The organism is Micrococcus porci (genome assembly GCF_020097155.1).
Lineage (GTDB): Bacteria > Actinomycetota > Actinomycetes > Actinomycetales > Micrococcaceae > Micrococcus > Micrococcus porci.
Window position 1 is genome coordinate 2,168,040 of the sequence record NZ_CP083691.1, and the last position, 17,290, is coordinate 2,185,329.

Below are 17,290 nucleotides of genomic sequence, written 5' to 3' on the forward strand. Positions count from 1 at the left end.
GGCTCAGGCCTCCGGCGCGGCCGGCGGCGTGGTGAGCTCGGCGGGCACGGGCGGCTCCTCGCCCTCGGCGACGAGGTCCGGGACCACCGCGCGGAGGGCCTCGAGGGAGACGGCGCCCTGCCGGGCGACCCGGAAGGGGGTGACGGTGCAGTCCACGATGGTGGAGGGCTCCTGGGTGGCGCGCTCACCGCCGTCCAGGTAGAGGGCGACGGACTCGCCCAGCATCTCCTCCGCACCGCGGGCGGTCGTGGCCGCCGGCATCCCCGTGCGATTGGCGCTGGAGACGGCCATGGGGCCGACGGCGTACAGCAGCTCGCGGGTGACGGCGTCGTCGGGCACGCGCAGGGCGACCGTGCCCCGGGTCTCGCCGAGATCCCACGTCAGCGTGGGCTGGGAGCGCAGGATCAGGGTGAGGGCGCCGGGCCAGAAGCGTTCGGCCAGCTCCTCCGCGGCCTCGGGGACGTCGTAGGCCAGCCCCGCCATGACGGAGCGGTCCGAGATCAGCACCGGCGGGGGCATGGTGCGGCCGCGGCCCTTGGCGGCCAGCAGCACGGCCACGGCCGTCGGGGAGAACGCGTCCGCGCCGATGCCGTACACGGTGTCCGTGGGGAGGACCACGCAGGCGCGGTCGGCCAGCACGGCACGCGCGCGCTCGACGGCGGCGGTCAGGTCGGAGGGGTCGGAGACGTCGATGAACTCACTCACGGCTCCATTCTCCCATCCGAGGGCGGCGCGACGAGGGCACCCGTCCGCACGGCGGCCAGGAACCGCTCACGGCCGGTGTGGTCCGGCAGCACCCGGACGTCCTCGAAGCGACCCCCGAGGCGGGCCTCCGCGGCCAGGGCCTCCCCTTGCGCCTCGTGGTGCTCCATGACGAGCCGGCCCCCGGGTCGCAGGAGGCCCGCGGCGCGGGCGATGATCCCCCGGGGGATCCGCAGCCCGGCCGCGTCCCCGCCGTAGAGGGCCGTGGGCGGATCCGCGAGCGCCTCGGCCTGGACGGGCAGCTCCGCGTCCGGGACATACGGCGGATTGGAGAGGACGACGTCCACGGTGCCGTCCAGGTCCGCGCACGCGACAAGGGCATCGCCTTGTCGCAGGTCCACTCCGCGCGGCTCGAGGTTCCGTCGGGCCCACGCCAGGGCCGCGTCCTCCCGCTCGACGGCCGTCACCGCCACGTCGCGGTGGCGCTCCTCGGCCCAGGCGGCCACTGCGGCGGCGATCGCCCCCGAGCCCGTGCACAGGTCGACCACCCGCGCCGGCCCGTCCAGCACGGCCAGCGCCCGGATGCCCTCCTCCACCAGCAGCTCGGTCTCCGGCCGCGGGACGAACACCCCCGGGCCCACCTCGAGCGTGAGCCCGTGGAACGCGGCCGCCCCCGTGATGTGCTGCAGCGGCTCGCGCACGGCCCGGCGCTCCACCAGGGCTCCGAAGGCCTCCGCCTGCCCGGGGCCGGGCGCGGCCCCCGCGAGCACGCGGGCCAGCAGCGTGCCGCGGTCCCCGCCCAGCAGGTGGGACAGCAGCAGCTCCGCATCGGCCCGCGGGGAGTCCACGCCCGCGGCCCGCAGGGTGGCCGCGGCCTGCCGCAGCAGCGCCGACCAGTCCGCGGGCGGCGTCGCCGGTCCGGACGAGGTCACCGCGCCTCCTCCCCCAGCCGCGCCAAGCGACGCTGCTCGTCGAGGGCGACGCAGGAGTCGATCACCGGGTCGAGCGCCCCGTCCAGGACAGCGTCGAGGTTGTGCGCCTTGAAGCCGGTGCGGTGGTCGGCGATGCGGTTCTCCGGGAAGTTGTAGGTGCGGATCCGCTCGGAGCGGTCCATGGTGCGCACCTGGGCCGAGCGCGCGGCCGAGTCCTCCGCGTCCCGCTCCGCCCGCTGTCGCTCCAGCAGGCGCGAGCGCAGCACCCGCAGCGCCGCCTCCCGGTTCTGGATCTGCGACTTCTCGTTCTGCATGGACACGACGATCCCCGTGGGCAGGTGCGTCAGGCGCACCGCGGAGTCGGTGGTGTTGACGGACTGGCCGCCCGGCCCGGAGGAGCGGAACACGTCCGTCTTGAGGTCGTTGGGGTCGATCTGCACCTCGTCGGGGGCGTCGGCCTCGGGCAGCACGAGCACGCCGGCGGCCGAGGTGTGGATGCGCCCGGCGGACTCCGTGACCGGCACCCGCTGGACGCGATGCACCCCGCCCTCGTGCTTCAGGCGGGCGTAGACGCCCTCCGCCGGGTCCTGGGCGGAGCCGCGCACCGCCACGTGGACGTCCTTGAAGCCGCCCAGGTCCGAGTGGGTGGCCGAGAGGACCTCCGTCCGCCAGCCCCGCGACTCCGCGTAGCGCAGGTACATGCGCAGCAGGTCGCCGGCGAACAGCGCGGCCTCCTCGCCGCCCTCGCCGCCCTTGATCTCGAGGATCACGTCGCGCCCGTCGTCCGGGTCCCGCGGGATCAGCAGCCGGCGCAGGCGCTCGGCCGCCTCGTCCGCGGCGGCCTCCAAGGCGGGCACCTCCGCGGCGAAGGCGGCGGCGTCCTCCCCCGGCGCCGCGGCCAGCTCCCTCGCGTCGTCCCGGTCCGCCACCGCCTGCTCCCACTCCCGGTGGGCCGCGACCACCGCCCCCAGCTCCGCGTACCGCCGCCCCACGCGGCGGGCGCGGGCGGCGTCGGCGTGGAGCGCGGGGTCGGAGAGCTGGCCGGCCAGCTCGCGGTGCTCGGCGAGCAGACGCTCGACGGACTCGAACACGGTGCCTCCTGGTGACGGGTCGGGGTGGCGGGACGGGGCGGACGACGACGGCCCCGCCGCCGGACCGCGCGGGTCCGACGGCGGGGCCGCACGGTCAGGCGGGACTCAGTCGTCGCCCTTGGAGCCCAGCGTGGTCTTGGAGACCAGCATGAGGAACTCCGCGTTGGACGCGGTGTCCTTGATCTTGTTGGTGAGCAGCTCGAGGGCCTGCTGGGTGTCCAGGCCGGAGAGGACGCGGCGCAGCTTCCACATGATCTTGACCTCCTCCGGGGAGAGCAGGACCTCCTCGCGGCGGGTGCCGGACGCGTTGACGTCCACCGCCGGGAAGATGCGGCGCTCGGCGAGCTGCCGGGACAGCCGCAGCTCCATGTTGCCGGTGCCCTTGAACTCCTCGAAGATGACCTCGTCCATGCGGGAGCCGGTCTCCACCAGGGCGGTGGCGAGGATGGTCAGCGAGCCGCCGTTCTCGATGTTGCGCGCGGCGCCGAAGAACTTCTTCGGCGGGTACAGCGCGGCCGAGTCGACGCCGCCGGAGAGGATGCGGCCCGAGGCCGGGGCGGCCAGGTTGTAGGCGCGGCCCAGGCGGGTCATGGAGTCGAGGAGCACGACGACGTCGCGGCCCATCTCCACGAGGCGCTTGGCGCGCTCGATGGCCAGCTCCGCCACGGTGGTGTGGTCCTCGGCCGGGCGGTCGAAGGTGGAGGCGATGACCTCGCCGGCCACGGAGCGCTGCATGTCCGTGACCTCCTCGGGACGCTCGTCCACGAGGACCATCATCAGGTGCACCTCGGGGTTGTTCCGGGTGATGGCGTTGGCGATGGACTGCAGGATCATCGTCTTGCCCGCCTTGGGCGGGGAGACGATCAGGCCGCGCTGGCCCTTGCCGATGGGGCTGATGAGGTCGATCACGCGCGGGCCGACCAGCTTGTGGTCGGACTCCAGGCGCAGGCGCTCGGTGGGGTACAGCGGCACGAGCTTGCCGAACTCCACGCGCTGCGGGTTCTCCTCCGCCGGCTGGCCGTTCACGGTGGTGACCTTGACCAGCGCGTTGAACTTCTGGTTGCGGCCGCCGCCGGAGTGCGGCTTCTCGCCCTCGCGCGGGGCGCGGATCGCGCCGACGACGGCGTCGCCCTTGCGCAGGCCGAACTTCTTGACCATGGCCAGGGAGACGTAGACGTCCTTCTCCCCCGGCAGGTACCCGGAGGTGCGGACGAACGCGTAGTTGTCCAGCACGTCGAGGATGCCGGCGACGGGCTGGAGGACGTCGTCCTCGGTCACCTCGACGTCGTCCACCTCGGGCCCGCGGGAGCGGCGGTTGCGCCCGCGGTCGTTGCGGTTGCGGCGGTTGCGGCCGCGGCGGCCGTCCTCGTCGCGGTCCTCGCGCCGCCCGTTGCCGCGGTCGCTGCGCTTCTGGCCGTCGCCGCCCTGGCCGCGACCGGACTCCTCCTCGCGGTCCTCTCGGCGGCCGCCCTGGGAGCGATCCTCACCCTGGCCGTTGGCCCGCTCGCCGTTGGCCCGCTCGCCGTTCTGGCGGTCCGCGTTCTGACGCTCGCCGCGGTCGCGGTCGCCGCGGCCCCGGCGGGAGCGGGAACGGCCCTCGGCGCGCTCCTCGTCGCCGTCCTGCTCGCGACGGGTCTCCTCGCCGGCGCCACGGCCGGACTCCTGCTTCTCGTCCTGCGCGCCGTCCTGCTGCTCGTCGCGCGCGGCGCGGTCGCCGCGCCGACGGCGGGAGCGGCCCGAGCCGGCCTCCTGGGCGCCGGACTCGGCGGACGCCTCGGCGCGCGCGGGGGCGTCCTCGGTCTCGGCGGCGGGCTGCTCGTCGGCGGGGGCCTGCGTGGCCTCGGCGGGCTGGTCGGCGGCCACGGCGCCGTCGGAGTCGGCGCGGCGGGAGCGGCGGCGTGAGCGCGGGGCCTGCTCCGCGGCCGGGGCCTCGGCGGCCTCCGCCTGCGCGGCCGGGGCGGCGGCCGCCTGGGCCGCGGCGTCGCGGTCGGCCACGGAGCCGCCGCGCTGGTGGTCGGAGATCGCCGCCACCAGGTCGGACTTGCGCATGCGCGAGCCGCCGGTGATGCCGAGCTGGGAGGCCAGGGCCTGCAGCTGGGCGAGCTTGAGAGAGGCCAGCCCGCCGCCGGCGGTGGTCTGGTCGGGGGATTCGGTCACGAAGGTTCCTTCTCCGTCGTCAGCAGCCGCGCGGCGCGTCACGCGCGGCGGGCTGAGGTGGGCGCCCGGTCGGCGCGCGCAGCGGCGAGCCTGAGAACCGGGCCTGTGGTCTTCCCTGGCGGCGCCTCCCCGAGCCCACGCGCAGTCACTGCGTGGCGGGGGCGGAGGCACCGGAACTCGATCGGCCGGGACGCGGCGACGCGCGGCGCACGACGGGCGTGCGGGGCGGCCGGTCAGCCGTGATGGAGTGGCTCCACCCTAGCACCCTCGGCCGCCACGCCGGGCACCAGCACGCGCCACGCGGCCCCGGTCTCCGGCGCCAGGGCGCGCATCGCCTCCGCGGCGCGCTCGGCATCGGCCGGGGTCGGGGCCAGCACCAGGACGGTGGGCCCGGCGCCCGAGACGACGGCGGCGTGGCCCTGCTCCCGCAGCCCCCGCACCAGCGCGGCCGAGGGCGGCATGGCGGAGGCGCGGGCGTCCTGATGGAGCCAGTCCCTCGTCGCCGGCAGCAGGAGGTCGGGGCGGGAGGCCAGCGCGAGCGTGAGGAGGGCGGCACGGCCCGCCTGCTCGGCCGCGACGGCGTGCGGCACGGACTCCGGCAGGGCGGCCCGGGCGGCATGGGTGGACAGCGTGACGTCCGGGATGCCGATCACGGGGGTGATCTGCGGGTGCAGCGCGACCGCGGCCGTGGCCCAGCCGGGCCCGCCGTCGCGGTGCCAGGAGACGGACGCCCCTCCGGAGAGGGCCGGGGCGACGTTGTCCGGGTGGCCCTCGCGGCGGGCGGTGACGTCCAGCAACTCCGCGGCGGAGAGCCGCTCGTCGGCGGGCAGCAGCGCCTCGGCGGCGAGCACCGCGGTGACCACGGCCGCCGCCGAGGAGCCCAGACCGCGGGCGTGCGGGATGCGGTTCACGGCCGTCAGCGCCAGCCCCGGGGCGCGGAACCGGCGCCGGGTCAGGTGCGCGTGGGCGAGCCGGAGGACCAGGTGCTCCCCGTCCGTGGGGAGCTCCGCGGCCCCCTCCCCCGTCACGACGGCCGTGTCCGGTCCGTCCACGACGGTCAGCGTCACCTCGTCCCGCAGCTCCAGGGCCAGGCCCAGGGCGTCGAAGCCGGGCCCCAGGTTGGCCGAGGTCGCGGGCGCCAGGACGCGGGCGCCGGTGCCGGGGGTGAGGTCGCGCAGCTCACGCATGGGCTCAGGTCAGCCCCAGCGCCTCGGCCACGGTCACCACGTCGAACGGCACCGAGCGCGGGGTCACGTCGTCGCCGTCGGCGCCCTTGAGGGCCCACTGCGGGTCCTTCAGGCCGTGGCCGGTGACGGTGATGACCCACGTCTTGCCCGCGGGCACGTTCCCCGCGGCGTGGTGCTTGATGAGACCCGCGACGCCGGCCGCGGACGCCGGCTCCACGAACACCCCCTCCTTGGAGGACAGCCAGCGGTGCGCGGCGAGGATCTCCTCGTCCGTGACGGAGTCGATCATGCCGCCGGAGGCGTCGCGGGCCGCGGTGGCCTGGTCCCAGGACGCCGGGTTGCCGATGCGGATCGCGGTGGCGATGGTCTCCGGCTCCGTGACCGGGTGGCCCAGCACCAACGGGGCCGCGCCGGCCGCCTGGAAGCCCCACATCACCGGGGTCTTGGTGGCCACGGCGGGCAGCTCCTCGTCCGAGGTGCCCGGGTGCGGGTTCACGTAGGGGCGGGAGTACTCCTGGTAGCCCTTCCAGTACGCGGTGATGTTGCCCGCGTTGCCCACCGGCAGCAGGTGGTAGTCGGGGGCGTCGCCCAGCAGGTCCACGACCTCGAAGGCGGCCGTCTTCTGGCCCTCGATGCGCGCCGGGTTCACCGAGTTCACCAGGAACACCGGGTAGTTCTCCGAGAGCTTGCGCGCGATGTCGAGGCAGTTGTCGAAGTTGCCCTGCACCTGGAGGATCTCCGCACCGTGCGCCACGGCCTGGGACATCTTGCCCATCGAGATCTTGCCCTCGGGCACCAGCACGGCGCACGTGAGCCCGGCCTGCGCGGCGAACGCGGCCGCCGAGGCCGAGGTGTTGCCGGTGGAGGCGCACACCACGGCCTTCGCGCCGTTCTCCACGGCGGCCGTGATGGCCATGGTCATGCCGCGGTCCTTGAACGAGCCCGTCGGGTTCATGCCCTCGAACTTGACGTAGACCTCGCCCTCGACGAGCTCGGACAGGTGCGGTGCCCGGATCAGGGGGGTGCCGCCCTCGCCCAGGGAGACCACGCGGGTGTCCTCGGTGACGGGCAGGCGGCCGGCGTACTCGCGGATGACTCCGCGCCAGACGTGGGCCATGGGTCAGTTCCCTTCGACTCGCAGGACGGACGCCACCTCGTGCACGGCGTCCAGGGTGGTCAGCTCGGCGACGACGTCGTCGAGGTCGCGCTGGCGGGCGCGGTGGGTGATCAGGCGCAGGGAGGCGCCCGCGGCGTCGTCGGCGCCCTGCACCTGGCGGAGCGTCTCGATGGACACGCCGTGCTCCTCGAACACGCCGGCCACGCGGCGCAGCACGCCGGGCTGGTCGGCGACGCGCAGCACCACCATGCAGGAGGTGCGCGCCTCGGAGACGTCGAGCGCGGGCAGCGCGGCGACGGGGGTGCGCAGACGGGCCGGGCCGCCGCGGACGATGCGCTGGCCGATCGCGACGGCGTCGCCCATCACCGCGGACGCCGTGGGCGCGCCGCCGGCCCCGGGGCCGTAGAACATCAGCTGACCGGCGTTCTCCGCCTCCACGAACACGGCGTTGTAGGCGCCGCGCACGGAGCCCAACGGGTGCTCGCGGGGGATGAGGGTGGGGTGCACGCGCAGGATCGCGCCCGCCGTGCCGTCCCGGGCGGTGTCCCGCTCGGCGATCGCCAGCAGCTTGATGACGTAGCCGGCGTCCGCGGCGGCCGCGTTGTCCTCGGCTGTGACCTCCGTGATGCCCTCCACGGAGACCTGGTCCAGGGTGTAGGACGAGCCGAAGGCCAGCGTGGCCAGGATGGCCGCCTTCGCCGCGGCGTCGAACCCGCCCACGTCCGCGGTGGGGTCCGCCTCCGCGTAGCCCAGGCGCTGGGCCTCGGCCAGGGCGTCAGCGAAGGAGGCGCCCTCCGTGTCCATGCGGTCGAGGATGAAGTTGGTCGTGCCGTTGGCGATGCCCATGACGCGGTTGACGGTGTCGCCCGAGAGCGAGTCGCGCAGGGGCCGCAGGATCGGGATCGCGCCGGCGACGGCGGCCTCGAAGCTGAGCTGGGCGCCGGTCTCGGAGGCGAGGCGGTAGAGCTCCTCGCCGTGCTCGGCCAGCAGGGCCTTGTTGCCGGTCACGACGGACGTGCCGACCTGGAGGGCGCGGCGGATCAGCGAGCGGGCGGGCTCGATGCCGCCCATCAGCTCGATGACCAGGTCCGCCCCGTCCACGAGCGCCTCCGCGTCCGTGGTGTACAGGGAGGGGTCGGCCTGCCAGTCGCGCACCGCGGCGGTGTCCCGGACGGCGATGCCGGTGAGCTCGAGGCGCACCCCGACGCGGTCCGCGAGGACGGCCGCGTCCTCGGTGAGGATGCGCGCGGCCTGGGACCCCACGGTGCCGCCGCCGAGCAGCGCCACCCTCAGGGCGTCGCGGGCGGGAGCGGGCGCGGTCTGCGCAGCGGATGCGGTGGGCTCGGCCATGGTCCTCCGTCGGTCGGGGCGGGTGCGGTGGGCGCGGCGCCGTCGCGGACGACGCCGGGCGCGGCCCCCAATCTATCGGCCTGGGCGGGGGCCGCGGCCCGCGCGTCGGGCCGTGACCGGGCGCCGACGGTTCAGGCCGGGTTCTGCGGATCGACCTCACGCCGCAGCAGGTCGTCCAGGGTCTCGCGCCGGACGATCTCCCGCGCCTCGCCGTCGCGCACGGCCACCACGGCCGGGCGCAGCAGGGCGTTGTAGTTGGAGGACATCGAGTGGGTGTAGGCGCCCGTGGCGGGCACCGCCAGCAGGTCGCCGCGGGCCACGTCCTCCGGCAGCCAGACGTCGCGGACCAGGATGTCCCCGGACTCGCAGTGCTTGCCCACCACGCGGGACAGCGCGGGAGCGGCGTCCGAGGTGCGGGAGGCCAGCGCCGCGGTGTAGTCCGCGTCGTAGAGCACCGGGCGCGGGTTGTCCGACATGCCGCCGTCCACGGCGACGTACCGGCGCGAGGCGGTGCCGTCGTCGGGAGCGTCCACGTCCACGGTCTTGGTCACGCCCACGGAGTAGAGGGTGAGCCCGGCGGGGCCGGAGATCGCGCGGCCCGGCTCGATCGAGATCCGCGGGCACGTCAGGCCCAGCCGCTCCACGGCCTTCTGGACGTCGTCCGCGAGCGCGTCGGCGATCTCCGCGGCCGGACGGGGCTCGTCCACCGCGGTGTAGGCGATGCCGTGGCCGCCGCCGAGGTCCAGCTCCGGCAACTCGACGCCGTGCTCGTCCTTGACCTCGGCGAGGAACCCCAGCACGCGCTCGGCGGCCAGGCCGAAGCCGTCGGCCTCGAAGATCTGCGAGCCGATGTGGCAGTGCAGGCCGAGGAGGCGGATCGAGTCCGCCTGCAGGGCGGTCCGCACGGCGACGGCGGCCGGGGCCACGCCGGCCTCGTTCCCGTCCCGCCCGGTGGCGGACGGGGTGAGGGAGAGCCCGAACTTCTGGTCCTCGTGGGCTGTGGCGATGAAGTCGTGTGTGTGGGCGTGCACACCCGGCGTCACGCGCAGCATCACGGGGGCGATCTGCCCGCGCTCGGCCGCGAGCGCCGCGAGGAATTCGAGCTCGTCCACGGAGTCCACGATGATCCGGCCGACGCCGGCGTCCAGGGCCGTCGCGAGCTCCGCGGCGGACTTGTTGTTGCCGTGCAGGCCGATGTGCTCGGGCAGCACGCCGGCGCGCAGGGCGATGGCCAGCTCACCGCCCGAGGCGGTGTCCACGCGCAACCCCTCCTCGGCGGCCCAGCGGGCCGTGGAGAGGGTGAGCATCGACTTCCCGGCGAAGTACACGTCGGCGCCGCCGCAGAGCGACTCGAAGGCCGCGTCGAAGCCCTCGCGGAAGGCGCGGGCGCGGGCGCGGAAGTCGTCCTCGTCCAGCACCAGCACCGGGGTGCCGAACCGCTCGGCCAGCACGGAGGCGGGCACGCCCTGCACGGCGAGCTCGCCGGCCGCGTCCCGGGCCACGCCCGAGGACCAGACCAGCGGCGCCAGGGCGTCGGGGTCCGCGGGCGCCGGCAGCCAGGCCGGGGCGAGCGGGTGGGCGGACTGCGGGGCGGTCTCGGTCACGGTCTCCTCCAGGTTCACGGAGCCGGCGTTCACATGGTCTCCGGCGCGGACACGCCGAGCAGTCCCAGGCCGTTGCGCAGCACCTGGGCTGCGGCGTCGTTGAGCCACAGGCGGGTGCGGTTGACGTCCTCGACCGGGGCCGGGGTGCCGTCCTCGAGCGGGACGGGCACGATGCGCTGGGCGGCGTACCAGGAGTGGTACGCGCCGGCGATGACCTCGAGGTGGCGGGCCACGCGGTGCGGCTCGCGCAGGCGCGCCGCCGAGGCCACGACGGCGGGGAACTCCGCCAGCTGGGCGAGCAGCTCGGACTCGGTGGGGTCGGTCAGCAGCGACGCGTCGAACGCGCAGCGGTCCACCCCGTGCGCGGCGGCCGTGCGGGCGGCGCCGCAGGCGCGGGCGTGCGCGTACTGCACGTAGTAGACCGGGTTGTCGTTGGTCTGCGAGCGCAGCAGCTCCGGGTCGATGGTGATGGGCGAGTCCGCGGGGTAGCGGGCCAGGTCGTAGCGCAGGGCGTCCTTGCCCAGCCACTGGACCAGGTCCTTGAGCTCGATGATGTTGCCGGCGCGCTTGGAGAGCTTGGCGCCGTTCACGGAGATCAGCTGGCCGATGAGGATCTCGATGTTCTCCTCGGGGTCGTCGCCGGCGGCCGCGGCGATCGCCTTGAGGCGCCCGACGTAGCCGTGGTGGTCCGCGCCCAGCAGGTACACCTTCTCCTCGAAGCCGCGGTCGCGCTTGTCCAGGTAGTAGGCGGCGTCGGCGGCGAAGTAGGTGGGCTCGCCGTTCGCGCGGATCATCACGCGGTCCTTGTCGTCCCCGAAGTCGGTGGTCCTCAGCCACACGGCGCCCTCGCGGTCCTCCACGTGGCCCTGCTCGCGCAGGCGGTCCACGGCGGCCTGGATGGCGCCGGACTCGTGGAGGCGGGTCTCGGACGTGAACACGTCGAAGTGCACGTCGAACGCCGCCAGGGTGTCCTTGATGTCCTGCATCTGCAGCTCGTAGGCGGCCTGGCGGACCACGGGGCGGGCGGCGTCGTCGGTCAGCTCGCGCACCTGCGGGTGGTCGGTCGCGACGGCGTCGGCCAGGTCCTTGACGTAGGCGCCGGGGTAGCCGCCCTCGGGGACGTCGCGGCCGGCCATGCGGGCCAGGACGGAGTCGGCGAACACGTTCATCTGGTTGCCGGCGTCGTTGATGTAGTACTCGGCGGTGACGTCCGCGCCGGAGGCGCGCAGCAGGCGGACGATCGCGTCGCCCAGGGCGGCCCAGCGGGTGTGGCCGATGTGCAGCGGGCCCGTGGGGTTGGCGGAGACGAACTCCATGTTCACGGTGTGGCCGGCCAGGGCCTCGTTGCGGCCGTAGGCCTCGCCCGCCTCCACGATCTGCCGGGCCAGTTCGCCCGCGGCGGCGGCGTCGAGGGTGATGTTCAGGAAGCCGGGGCCGGCGACGTCGACCGTCGCCACACCGGGCTGCTCCCCCACGCGCGAGGCCAGGGCCGAGGCGAACTCGCGCGGGTTCATGCCCGCCTGCTTGGCGAACTGCAGAGCCACGTTGGTGGCCCAGTCCCCGTGCTCGCGGCTGCGGGGGCGCTCCACCTTCACGCGGTCCGCGGACAGCTGCTCGCGCAGCTCGGCGGGGAGCTCGCCGGCGTCGACGGCGGCCAGCAGCTGGGCATGGATCAGGGCGGAGAGTTCTTCGGGCTTCACCCGCGCAAGTCTACGGATCCGGGCGCGGGGGTGCGCGCATGCGTCCGGCGGCGCGGGGGCCCGGGGAGCCGCACGGTGGCGTCCGGCCTTAACGTGTCCAGGCCCTCCCGTAGCGTCGGCGGGCCCCCGCCCCGCCTTCCCCCAGGAGCACGACCGACCATGATGGGCCCCTCCCACGCCGTGACCGGAGCCGCCGGCTGGCTCGCGCTGACCGGACCGCTGGCCGACCTCGCGGGGGTGTACGTGGGACCCCAGGTGCAGCTGGTGGGGGCGCTGACCACCGCGGGGGCGGCGTTGATCAGCGACTGGGACCACCCGCGTGCGACGATCGCCACGGCGCTGCCCCCGTTGAGCACGGTGCTGGCGCGGTTCATCCGCCGCGCGGCGGGCGGGCATCGGCGGGGGACGCACTCGTTCGTGGGGCTGGCGGCGTTCACGGCCGTCACCTGGGTGCTGACGCCGCTGACCGTCACCGTGGGCTCCGTGACCTTCTCGGCCGGCCAGGGCGTGGTGGCCGCGTTCCTGGCCGCGGTGGCCGCTCGGATCCTGCGCGTGGCCCCGGGCCCGGTGACCGGCTGGGCGGTGGGGCTGGCTGCCGGCGCGCTCGCCGGGACGACGGCGCCCGGCGCCACCTGGCTCACGGTCTCCGTGGCGCTGGGCGTGGGGCTGCACATCGTCGGGGACATGCTCACGACGCGCGGGGTGGCCCTGCTCTGGCCCGCCCTGCCGGACCCCCCGGTCCCCACCCCGTTCTGGCTCCCCGGCGGGCGGTTCCGCCTGCCCCTGCTCGGCCGGGCGGGGTCCTGGCGGGAGTGGGTGGTGGCCACGGCGTGCACCGTCTACGTCGTGGGGGCGGTGTCGGCCGTCGTCCGCGCGCTGCTCGCGGCGGCCGACCCGGCGGCGTGGCCGCTGCCGGGGCCGTTCGCGTAGCGGGGCGGGGCCGCCGCCGGGGTCAGTTCCGGTCCGCCCACGCGGCGTGGCCGCCCGCCAGGGAGAGCACGCGGTCCGCCGCCTCCGGCGCGGCGGCGACGACGGCCTCCCGCGCCCGCGCGGACCGTGCCCCGGCGGCGCAGTAGACCACCACGGTGCGGCCCGACTCCGGCGAGTGCGCGGCCGGGTCGGCGAGCACCTCGTCGAGGCGGACGTGGCGGTCCTCCGCGGCGGCGGGCGCCGAGATCCGGGCGAGGCCGCGCTCCCAGTCCTCGCGGACGTCGAGGAGGGTCAACGCCGCGGCGCGTTCCGGGTCGGCGAGCAGGGCGGCCAACCCGGCCGGGGTGATCTCCCCCGACTCGACGGGGTCCGCCCCGCCCCGCGGCACGGTGTGAGCGGACAGGTCCGTCACGGACGTCCGCTCCGGGTCCGGCACCAGGCGCAGGGTGCTGAACCGCATGGTGAGGGCGTCCACGGACAGGAGCCGGCCGGTGAGGGGCTCCCCCACCCCGGCCAGGAGCTTGACCGCCTCGGCGGCCATGAGGGAGCCGACGATGCCGGGCAGCACGCCGAGCACGCCGGCCTGCGCGCACGTGGGGACGTCGCCGGGTTCGGGCTCCTCCGGGAACACGTCCCGGTACAGCGGCCCGCCGGGGGCGAAGACGCTCACCTGCCCCGCGAACCGCAGGATCGCGCCCCACACGACGGGCACCCCGGTGATCTCGCCGGCGTCCGCCACGAGGTAGCGCGTGGCGTAGTTGTCCGAGCCGTCCACCACCAGGTCGACGGCGCCCACGAGTTCCAGCGCGTTCGCCGCGGCGAGCCGCTGCCGGTGCTCCACCACGCGGATCTCCGGGTGCAGCCCGCGCATCGTCTCGGCGGCCGAGGCGGTCTTGGGACGGCCGAGGTCGGTCTCGACGTGGATCACCTGGCGGTGCAGGTTCGAGCGGTCCACCACGTCGTCGTCGACGACGTGCACCTCCCCCACCCCCGCGGCCGCCAGGTAGGTGAGCACGGGGGCGCCGAGCCCGCCCGCGCCGACGACGAGCACGCGGGAGCGCAGCAGCGCCAGCTGAGCCTCGGGGCCGAAGCCGTCCAGGCCCAGGTGGCGGGCGAAGCGCTGCAGCTGGGTGTCGGAGAGCTCATCCAGCGAGTGCGGCGCCCGGTCCTCGGGGACGAGCGGCTCCCCCGCCGGCCGGCTCACGCCCGCTCCTCGGCTCCGCCGATCCGCCCGGCCATCGGGGAGGACGCCAGGGCGTGGAGCCGACGCGGGATGCGCCCGGCCCGGTGCGCGTGGTAGCCGGCCTCGAGCGCGAGGCGGCAGGCGTGCGCCATGCGGGCCGGCTCGGCGGCGCGGGTGATGGCGGAGGCCGCCAGGACGGCGTCGCAGCCGGCCTCCATGGCCAGGGCGACGTCCGAGGCGGTGCCGACGCCGGCGTCGAGCACGACCGGCACCCCGGCGCGCGAGACGATCAGCTCCAGGTTGGTCCGGTTGAGGATCCCCAGCCCGGAGCCGATGGGCGAGCCCAGGGGCATGACCGCGGCGGCACCCGCGTGCTCCAGGCGCAGGGCCATGGCCGGGTCGTCCGAGGTGTAGGCCAGCACGGTGAACCCGGCGGCGGCCAGCTGCTCCGTGGCATCCAGGGTCTCGACGACGTCGGGCAGCAGGGTGCGGTCGTCGGCGATGACCTCGACCTTGACGAGCTCGGTCTCCAGCGCCTCCCGGCCCAGACGCGCGGTGAGGACGGCGTCCCGGGCGGTGCGGCAGCCGGCGGTGTTGGGGAGCACGTCGATGCCGAGCCGGTCCAGCAGGGCGATCAGCCCGTCGCGGGCGTCGGTGGACCAGCGGCGCAGGGCCACGGTCGTGAGGGTCGTCTCCGAGGCGACCAGCGCGCCCTCCAGCGCGGCGAGGTCCGTGATGCCGCCGGTGCCCATGATCAGGCGGGAGGACAGCTCGTAGCCGCCGATCCGCAGGGGCGGGACGGCGGTCGACGCCTCCCGGGCGCGGCGGCGTTCGGTCGTGTCGTGCGGCGCCACCGCTCAGCCCCCCTGCACCGCGGTGACGACCTCGACGGCCTCGCCGCCGGCCAGCGTCCGGGCGGCCCAGGCCGAGCGGGGCACGACCTCACCGTCCACGGCCACGGCCACGCCGAGTCGTCGCCCGTCAGCGGCGGCGCCGTCGTCGCGGACCGTGCGTCCGGTCACGTGCTCGACGACGTCGCGCACGGTGGGCCCGTCCAGCTCGGCGGGTTCCCCGTTGAGGGTCAGGGGGAGGGCGCTCATGCGGTCTCCTTCGGCAGGGCGGTCAGCAGGTCGAGAACTCGCCCGGCCGCCCACGGCGCGAGCAGGATCCCGTGGCGGTGGAAGCCGGTGGCCACGACGACAGGGGCGCCCGGCACGACCTCGACCCGCGGGGCGTCGTCGGGGGTGCCGGGGCGGGCGGCGGTGGTGACCTCGGCGAGCTCGCACTCGCGGACGGCGGGAAGGATCGCGGCGGCGTCGGCCAGCAGGTCGAGGACGGACCCGGCCGACGTGCCGGCGAGGCCGTCCTCGCGGGCCGACGCGCCGACCACGAGGGTCCCGTCCGCGCGGGGCACCAGGTAGACCTGCCGCCCGTGGACGAGACCGCGGACGGTGCGGGTGATCAGGTGGTCCTCCCCCGGCAGCAGCTGCTCGGGCCGCACGCGCAGGCGCAGCACATCCCCGTGGACGGGGCGCAGCGGCACCTCGGCGGTGGCCGCCCCGCCGATCCCGCGGTGGCCCAGGCCCGCGGCGAGGACCGCGCCGTCGGCGGTGAGGATGCCCCCGTCGGCCAGCGTGAGCCCCACGCCGGAGCCCACCGGGTCGGCGGACGTGACCGTGCCGGACACGAGGCGGGCGGCGGGGCCGGCGCCGGCGGGCAGGGGGCCGCCGTCGGGACCGGCCTCGGCCACGAGGGCCGCCAGGCAGGCCGCGGCCGCCCGGCGGGGGTCGACCTGGTGGTCGTCCGGGGCGTCGAAGCCCGCGGCCAGGCCGGGGGCCAGCGCGGGCTCGGCCCGGCGCAGGGCGCGGACGGCGACGGGCTCCACCCGGCGGCCGAGCGCGGACGCGTGCGCGAGCACGTGCTCCCACGCGAGCACGTCCGAGGGATCCGCCGCCACGATCCACGAGCCCTCGGTGCGGAAGCCGGTCCCGACGTCGGAGAAGCCGGCGAGCAGATCCACGAGCAGGGGCCAGCCCTTCCAGCCGGCGTGCAGCAGCGGGGCGAGCGCGTCCTGGCTGAACTGCGTCTCGGCGAGCGGGGCGAGCATGCCCGCGGCGGCGTGGGTGGCGCCGGCCACGGCGTGTGGGCGCCCGGCGGTGTCCAGTTCGGGGGCGATCAGGGTGACGGCGTGGCCTGCCGCGCGCAGACGCACGGCGGCGGTGAGGCCGATGATCCCGGCCCCGACGACGGCCACGTGCACGGACCGGTCCTCCTCACGGCGGCATGACCCGCATCGAGTGGTGATGGTCGGCCGCGCCGGCGCGGTGCGCCCCTGCGGCCCTCTCAGCCCGGCGTGTGCGGCCCGGGCTCCCATGGAACTGCGGCCAGTCTGCCACAGTGGGCGCATGCACTCCCCCGATCCGCTCCTGATGACCGCGGCCGGCCGCGACGACGGCGACACCGGCCCCGGCGCGGGCCGCCGCGCCCGCCTCGCCGCCTCCCGGCTGTACGTCTGCACCGACCTGCAGCGGTTCCTGCGCCCGGACGGCACGCTCGACACGGCCGCGTTCGGGGGCTTCTGCGCGGCGGCGTTCCGCGGCGGGGTGGACCTGATCCAGGTGCGGGACAAGGCCGTGGACGTGGCGGTCGAGCTGGCCGCGTTCGCCGTGCTCATCCCGCTGGCCCGGGAGCACGGGGCGCTCTCGGCCGCCAACGATCGCGCCGACGTCGCCGCCCTGGCCGGGGTGGACGTGTTCCACACCGGCCAGACCGACCTGACCACCGCGCAGTGCCGCGCCCTGCTGGGCCCGAACGTGGTGCTCGGCCGCTCGTGCCACACCCCGGACCACGTACGCGCCGCCCGCGCGGAGGACGGCCTGGACTACTTCTGCACGGGACCGGTGTGGGCGACGCCCACGAAGCCGGGCCGGGCCGCCGTCGGACTGGGGCTGCCAACCCTCGCCGCGCGCCTGGACGCGGAGGACCCGGCGGGGGCACGGCCGTGGTTCGCCATCGGCGGCGTCGACGCGGAGCGGCTGCCCGAGGTCCGCGCGGCCGGCGCGGGGCGCATCGTGGTGGTGCGGGCCGTGACGCAGGCGGCCGACCCCGAGGCGGCGGCCCGCGAGCTGCGGGCGGGACTGCCGGCCTGAGCCGCCCGGGGGCCGCCCCGCCTCCGGGGGACGGCGATGGTGTAGAGTCGTCGAGTCCGCAGCGAGCCCCGTGCTCCGCCGCGACCCCCGCCTCCGTAGCTCAGGGGATAGAGCGCCTGCCTCCGGAGCAGGAAGTCGTAGGTTCGAATCCTATCGGGGGCACCACCTTCGGGCGGCCGTCAGCAGAT

15 protein-coding genes and 1 tRNA gene are annotated in these 17,290 nt (G+C 76.0%); 3 read left to right on the forward strand and 13 right to left on the reverse strand.

The window, feature by feature from the left end; all coding sequences use genetic code 11:
* Positions 1 to 3 precede the first annotated feature (3 nt).
* The 9 genes from KW076_RS10240 to argS all read right to left on the reverse strand — a co-directional run bounded on the left by KW076_RS10240 (position 4) and on the right by argS (position 11,840).
* Positions 4 to 705 (reverse strand): L-threonylcarbamoyladenylate synthase, encoded by a 702-nt coding sequence (locus KW076_RS10240; protein WP_224355237.1) that lies wholly within the window; start codon positions 703 to 705, stop codon positions 4 to 6.
* The gene (gene prmC, locus KW076_RS10245) at positions 702 to 1,634 is read right to left on the reverse strand and encodes a peptide chain release factor N(5)-glutamine methyltransferase (protein ID WP_224355238.1); all 933 of its coding nucleotides are present in this window, start codon (positions 1,632 to 1,634) and stop codon (positions 702 to 704) included. Before prmC ends, KW076_RS10240 begins: the two co-directional genes overlap by 4 nt.
* A complete protein-coding gene (gene prfA / locus KW076_RS10250; protein ID WP_224355239.1) occupies positions 1,631 to 2,725 on the reverse strand; it encodes a peptide chain release factor 1 in 1,095 nt (364 codons plus the stop codon). The genes prmC and prfA overlap by 4 nt, the downstream gene beginning before the upstream one ends.
* Positions 2,726 to 2,830: 105 nt before the next feature.
* The gene (gene rho, locus KW076_RS10255; protein ID WP_224355240.1) at positions 2,831 to 4,882 is read right to left on the reverse strand and encodes a transcription termination factor Rho; all 2,052 of its coding nucleotides are present in this window, start codon (positions 4,880 to 4,882) and stop codon (positions 2,831 to 2,833) included.
* Between the two features lie 233 nt (positions 4,883 to 5,115).
* Complete coding sequence (thrB, locus tag KW076_RS10260) at positions 5,116 to 6,069, reverse strand: homoserine kinase (protein ID WP_224355241.1); 954 nt, start codon at positions 6,067 to 6,069, stop codon at positions 5,116 to 5,118.
* A gap of 4 nt (positions 6,070 to 6,073) precedes the next feature.
* Positions 6,074 to 7,186 (reverse strand): threonine synthase, encoded by a 1,113-nt coding sequence (gene thrC, locus KW076_RS10265; protein ID WP_224355242.1) that lies wholly within the window; start codon positions 7,184 to 7,186, stop codon positions 6,074 to 6,076.
* A gap of 3 nt (positions 7,187 to 7,189) precedes the next feature.
* Positions 7,190 to 8,536 carry a homoserine dehydrogenase gene (locus KW076_RS10270; RefSeq protein ID WP_224355243.1) on the reverse strand — a complete coding sequence of 449 codons (1,347 nt, stop codon included), beginning with the start codon at positions 8,534 to 8,536 and terminating at the stop codon, positions 7,190 to 7,192.
* Between the two features lie 131 nt (positions 8,537 to 8,667).
* Complete coding sequence (lysA, locus tag KW076_RS10275) at positions 8,668 to 10,140, reverse strand: diaminopimelate decarboxylase (protein WP_224355244.1); 1,473 nt, start codon at positions 10,138 to 10,140, stop codon at positions 8,668 to 8,670.
* A gap of 29 nt (positions 10,141 to 10,169) precedes the next feature.
* A complete protein-coding gene (gene argS / locus KW076_RS10280; RefSeq protein ID WP_224355245.1) occupies positions 10,170 to 11,840 on the reverse strand; it encodes an arginine--tRNA ligase in 1,671 nt (556 codons plus the stop codon).
* Positions 11,841 to 11,999: 159 nt separating this feature from the next.
* Here argS and KW076_RS10285 point away from each other — a divergent pair, with 159 nt between their 5' ends.
* Entirely contained in the window at positions 12,000 to 12,770 is a 771-nt protein-coding gene (locus tag KW076_RS10285; protein ID WP_224355246.1) for a metal-dependent hydrolase, read from the forward strand.
* Between the two features lie 22 nt (positions 12,771 to 12,792).
* Here KW076_RS10285 and KW076_RS10290 read toward each other — a convergent pair whose 3' ends face one another.
* The 4 genes from KW076_RS10290 to KW076_RS10305 are packed head-to-tail and all read right to left on the reverse strand — an operon-like array spanning position 12,793 to position 16,213.
* Positions 12,793 to 13,974 carry a HesA/MoeB/ThiF family protein gene (locus KW076_RS10290; RefSeq protein ID WP_224355247.1) on the reverse strand — a complete coding sequence of 394 codons (1,182 nt, stop codon included), beginning with the start codon at positions 13,972 to 13,974 and terminating at the stop codon, positions 12,793 to 12,795.
* Entirely contained in the window at positions 13,971 to 14,807 is an 837-nt protein-coding gene (locus KW076_RS10295; RefSeq protein ID WP_224355248.1) for a thiazole synthase, read from the reverse strand. Before KW076_RS10295 ends, KW076_RS10290 begins: the two co-directional genes overlap by 4 nt.
* Before the next feature lie 3 nt (positions 14,808 to 14,810).
* Positions 14,811 to 15,053 carry a sulfur carrier protein ThiS gene (thiS, locus tag KW076_RS10300; RefSeq protein WP_224355249.1) on the reverse strand — a complete coding sequence of 81 codons (243 nt, stop codon included), beginning with the start codon at positions 15,051 to 15,053 and terminating at the stop codon, positions 14,811 to 14,813.
* Entirely contained in the window at positions 15,050 to 16,213 is a 1,164-nt protein-coding gene (locus KW076_RS10305; protein WP_224355250.1) for an FAD-dependent oxidoreductase, read from the reverse strand. Before KW076_RS10305 ends, thiS begins: the two co-directional genes overlap by 4 nt.
* A gap of 145 nt (positions 16,214 to 16,358) precedes the next feature.
* Here KW076_RS10305 and thiE point away from each other — a divergent pair, with 145 nt between their 5' ends.
* Both thiE and KW076_RS10315 read left to right on the forward strand, forming a co-directional pair.
* The gene (thiE, locus tag KW076_RS10310; RefSeq protein ID WP_224355251.1) at positions 16,359 to 17,102 is read left to right on the forward strand and encodes a thiamine phosphate synthase; all 744 of its coding nucleotides are present in this window, start codon (positions 16,359 to 16,361) and stop codon (positions 17,100 to 17,102) included.
* Positions 17,103 to 17,191: 89 nt separating this feature from the next.
* A tRNA-Arg gene (locus tag KW076_RS10315) sits at positions 17,192 to 17,267 on the forward strand.
* The last annotated feature ends 23 nt before the right edge of the window (positions 17,268 to 17,290 follow it).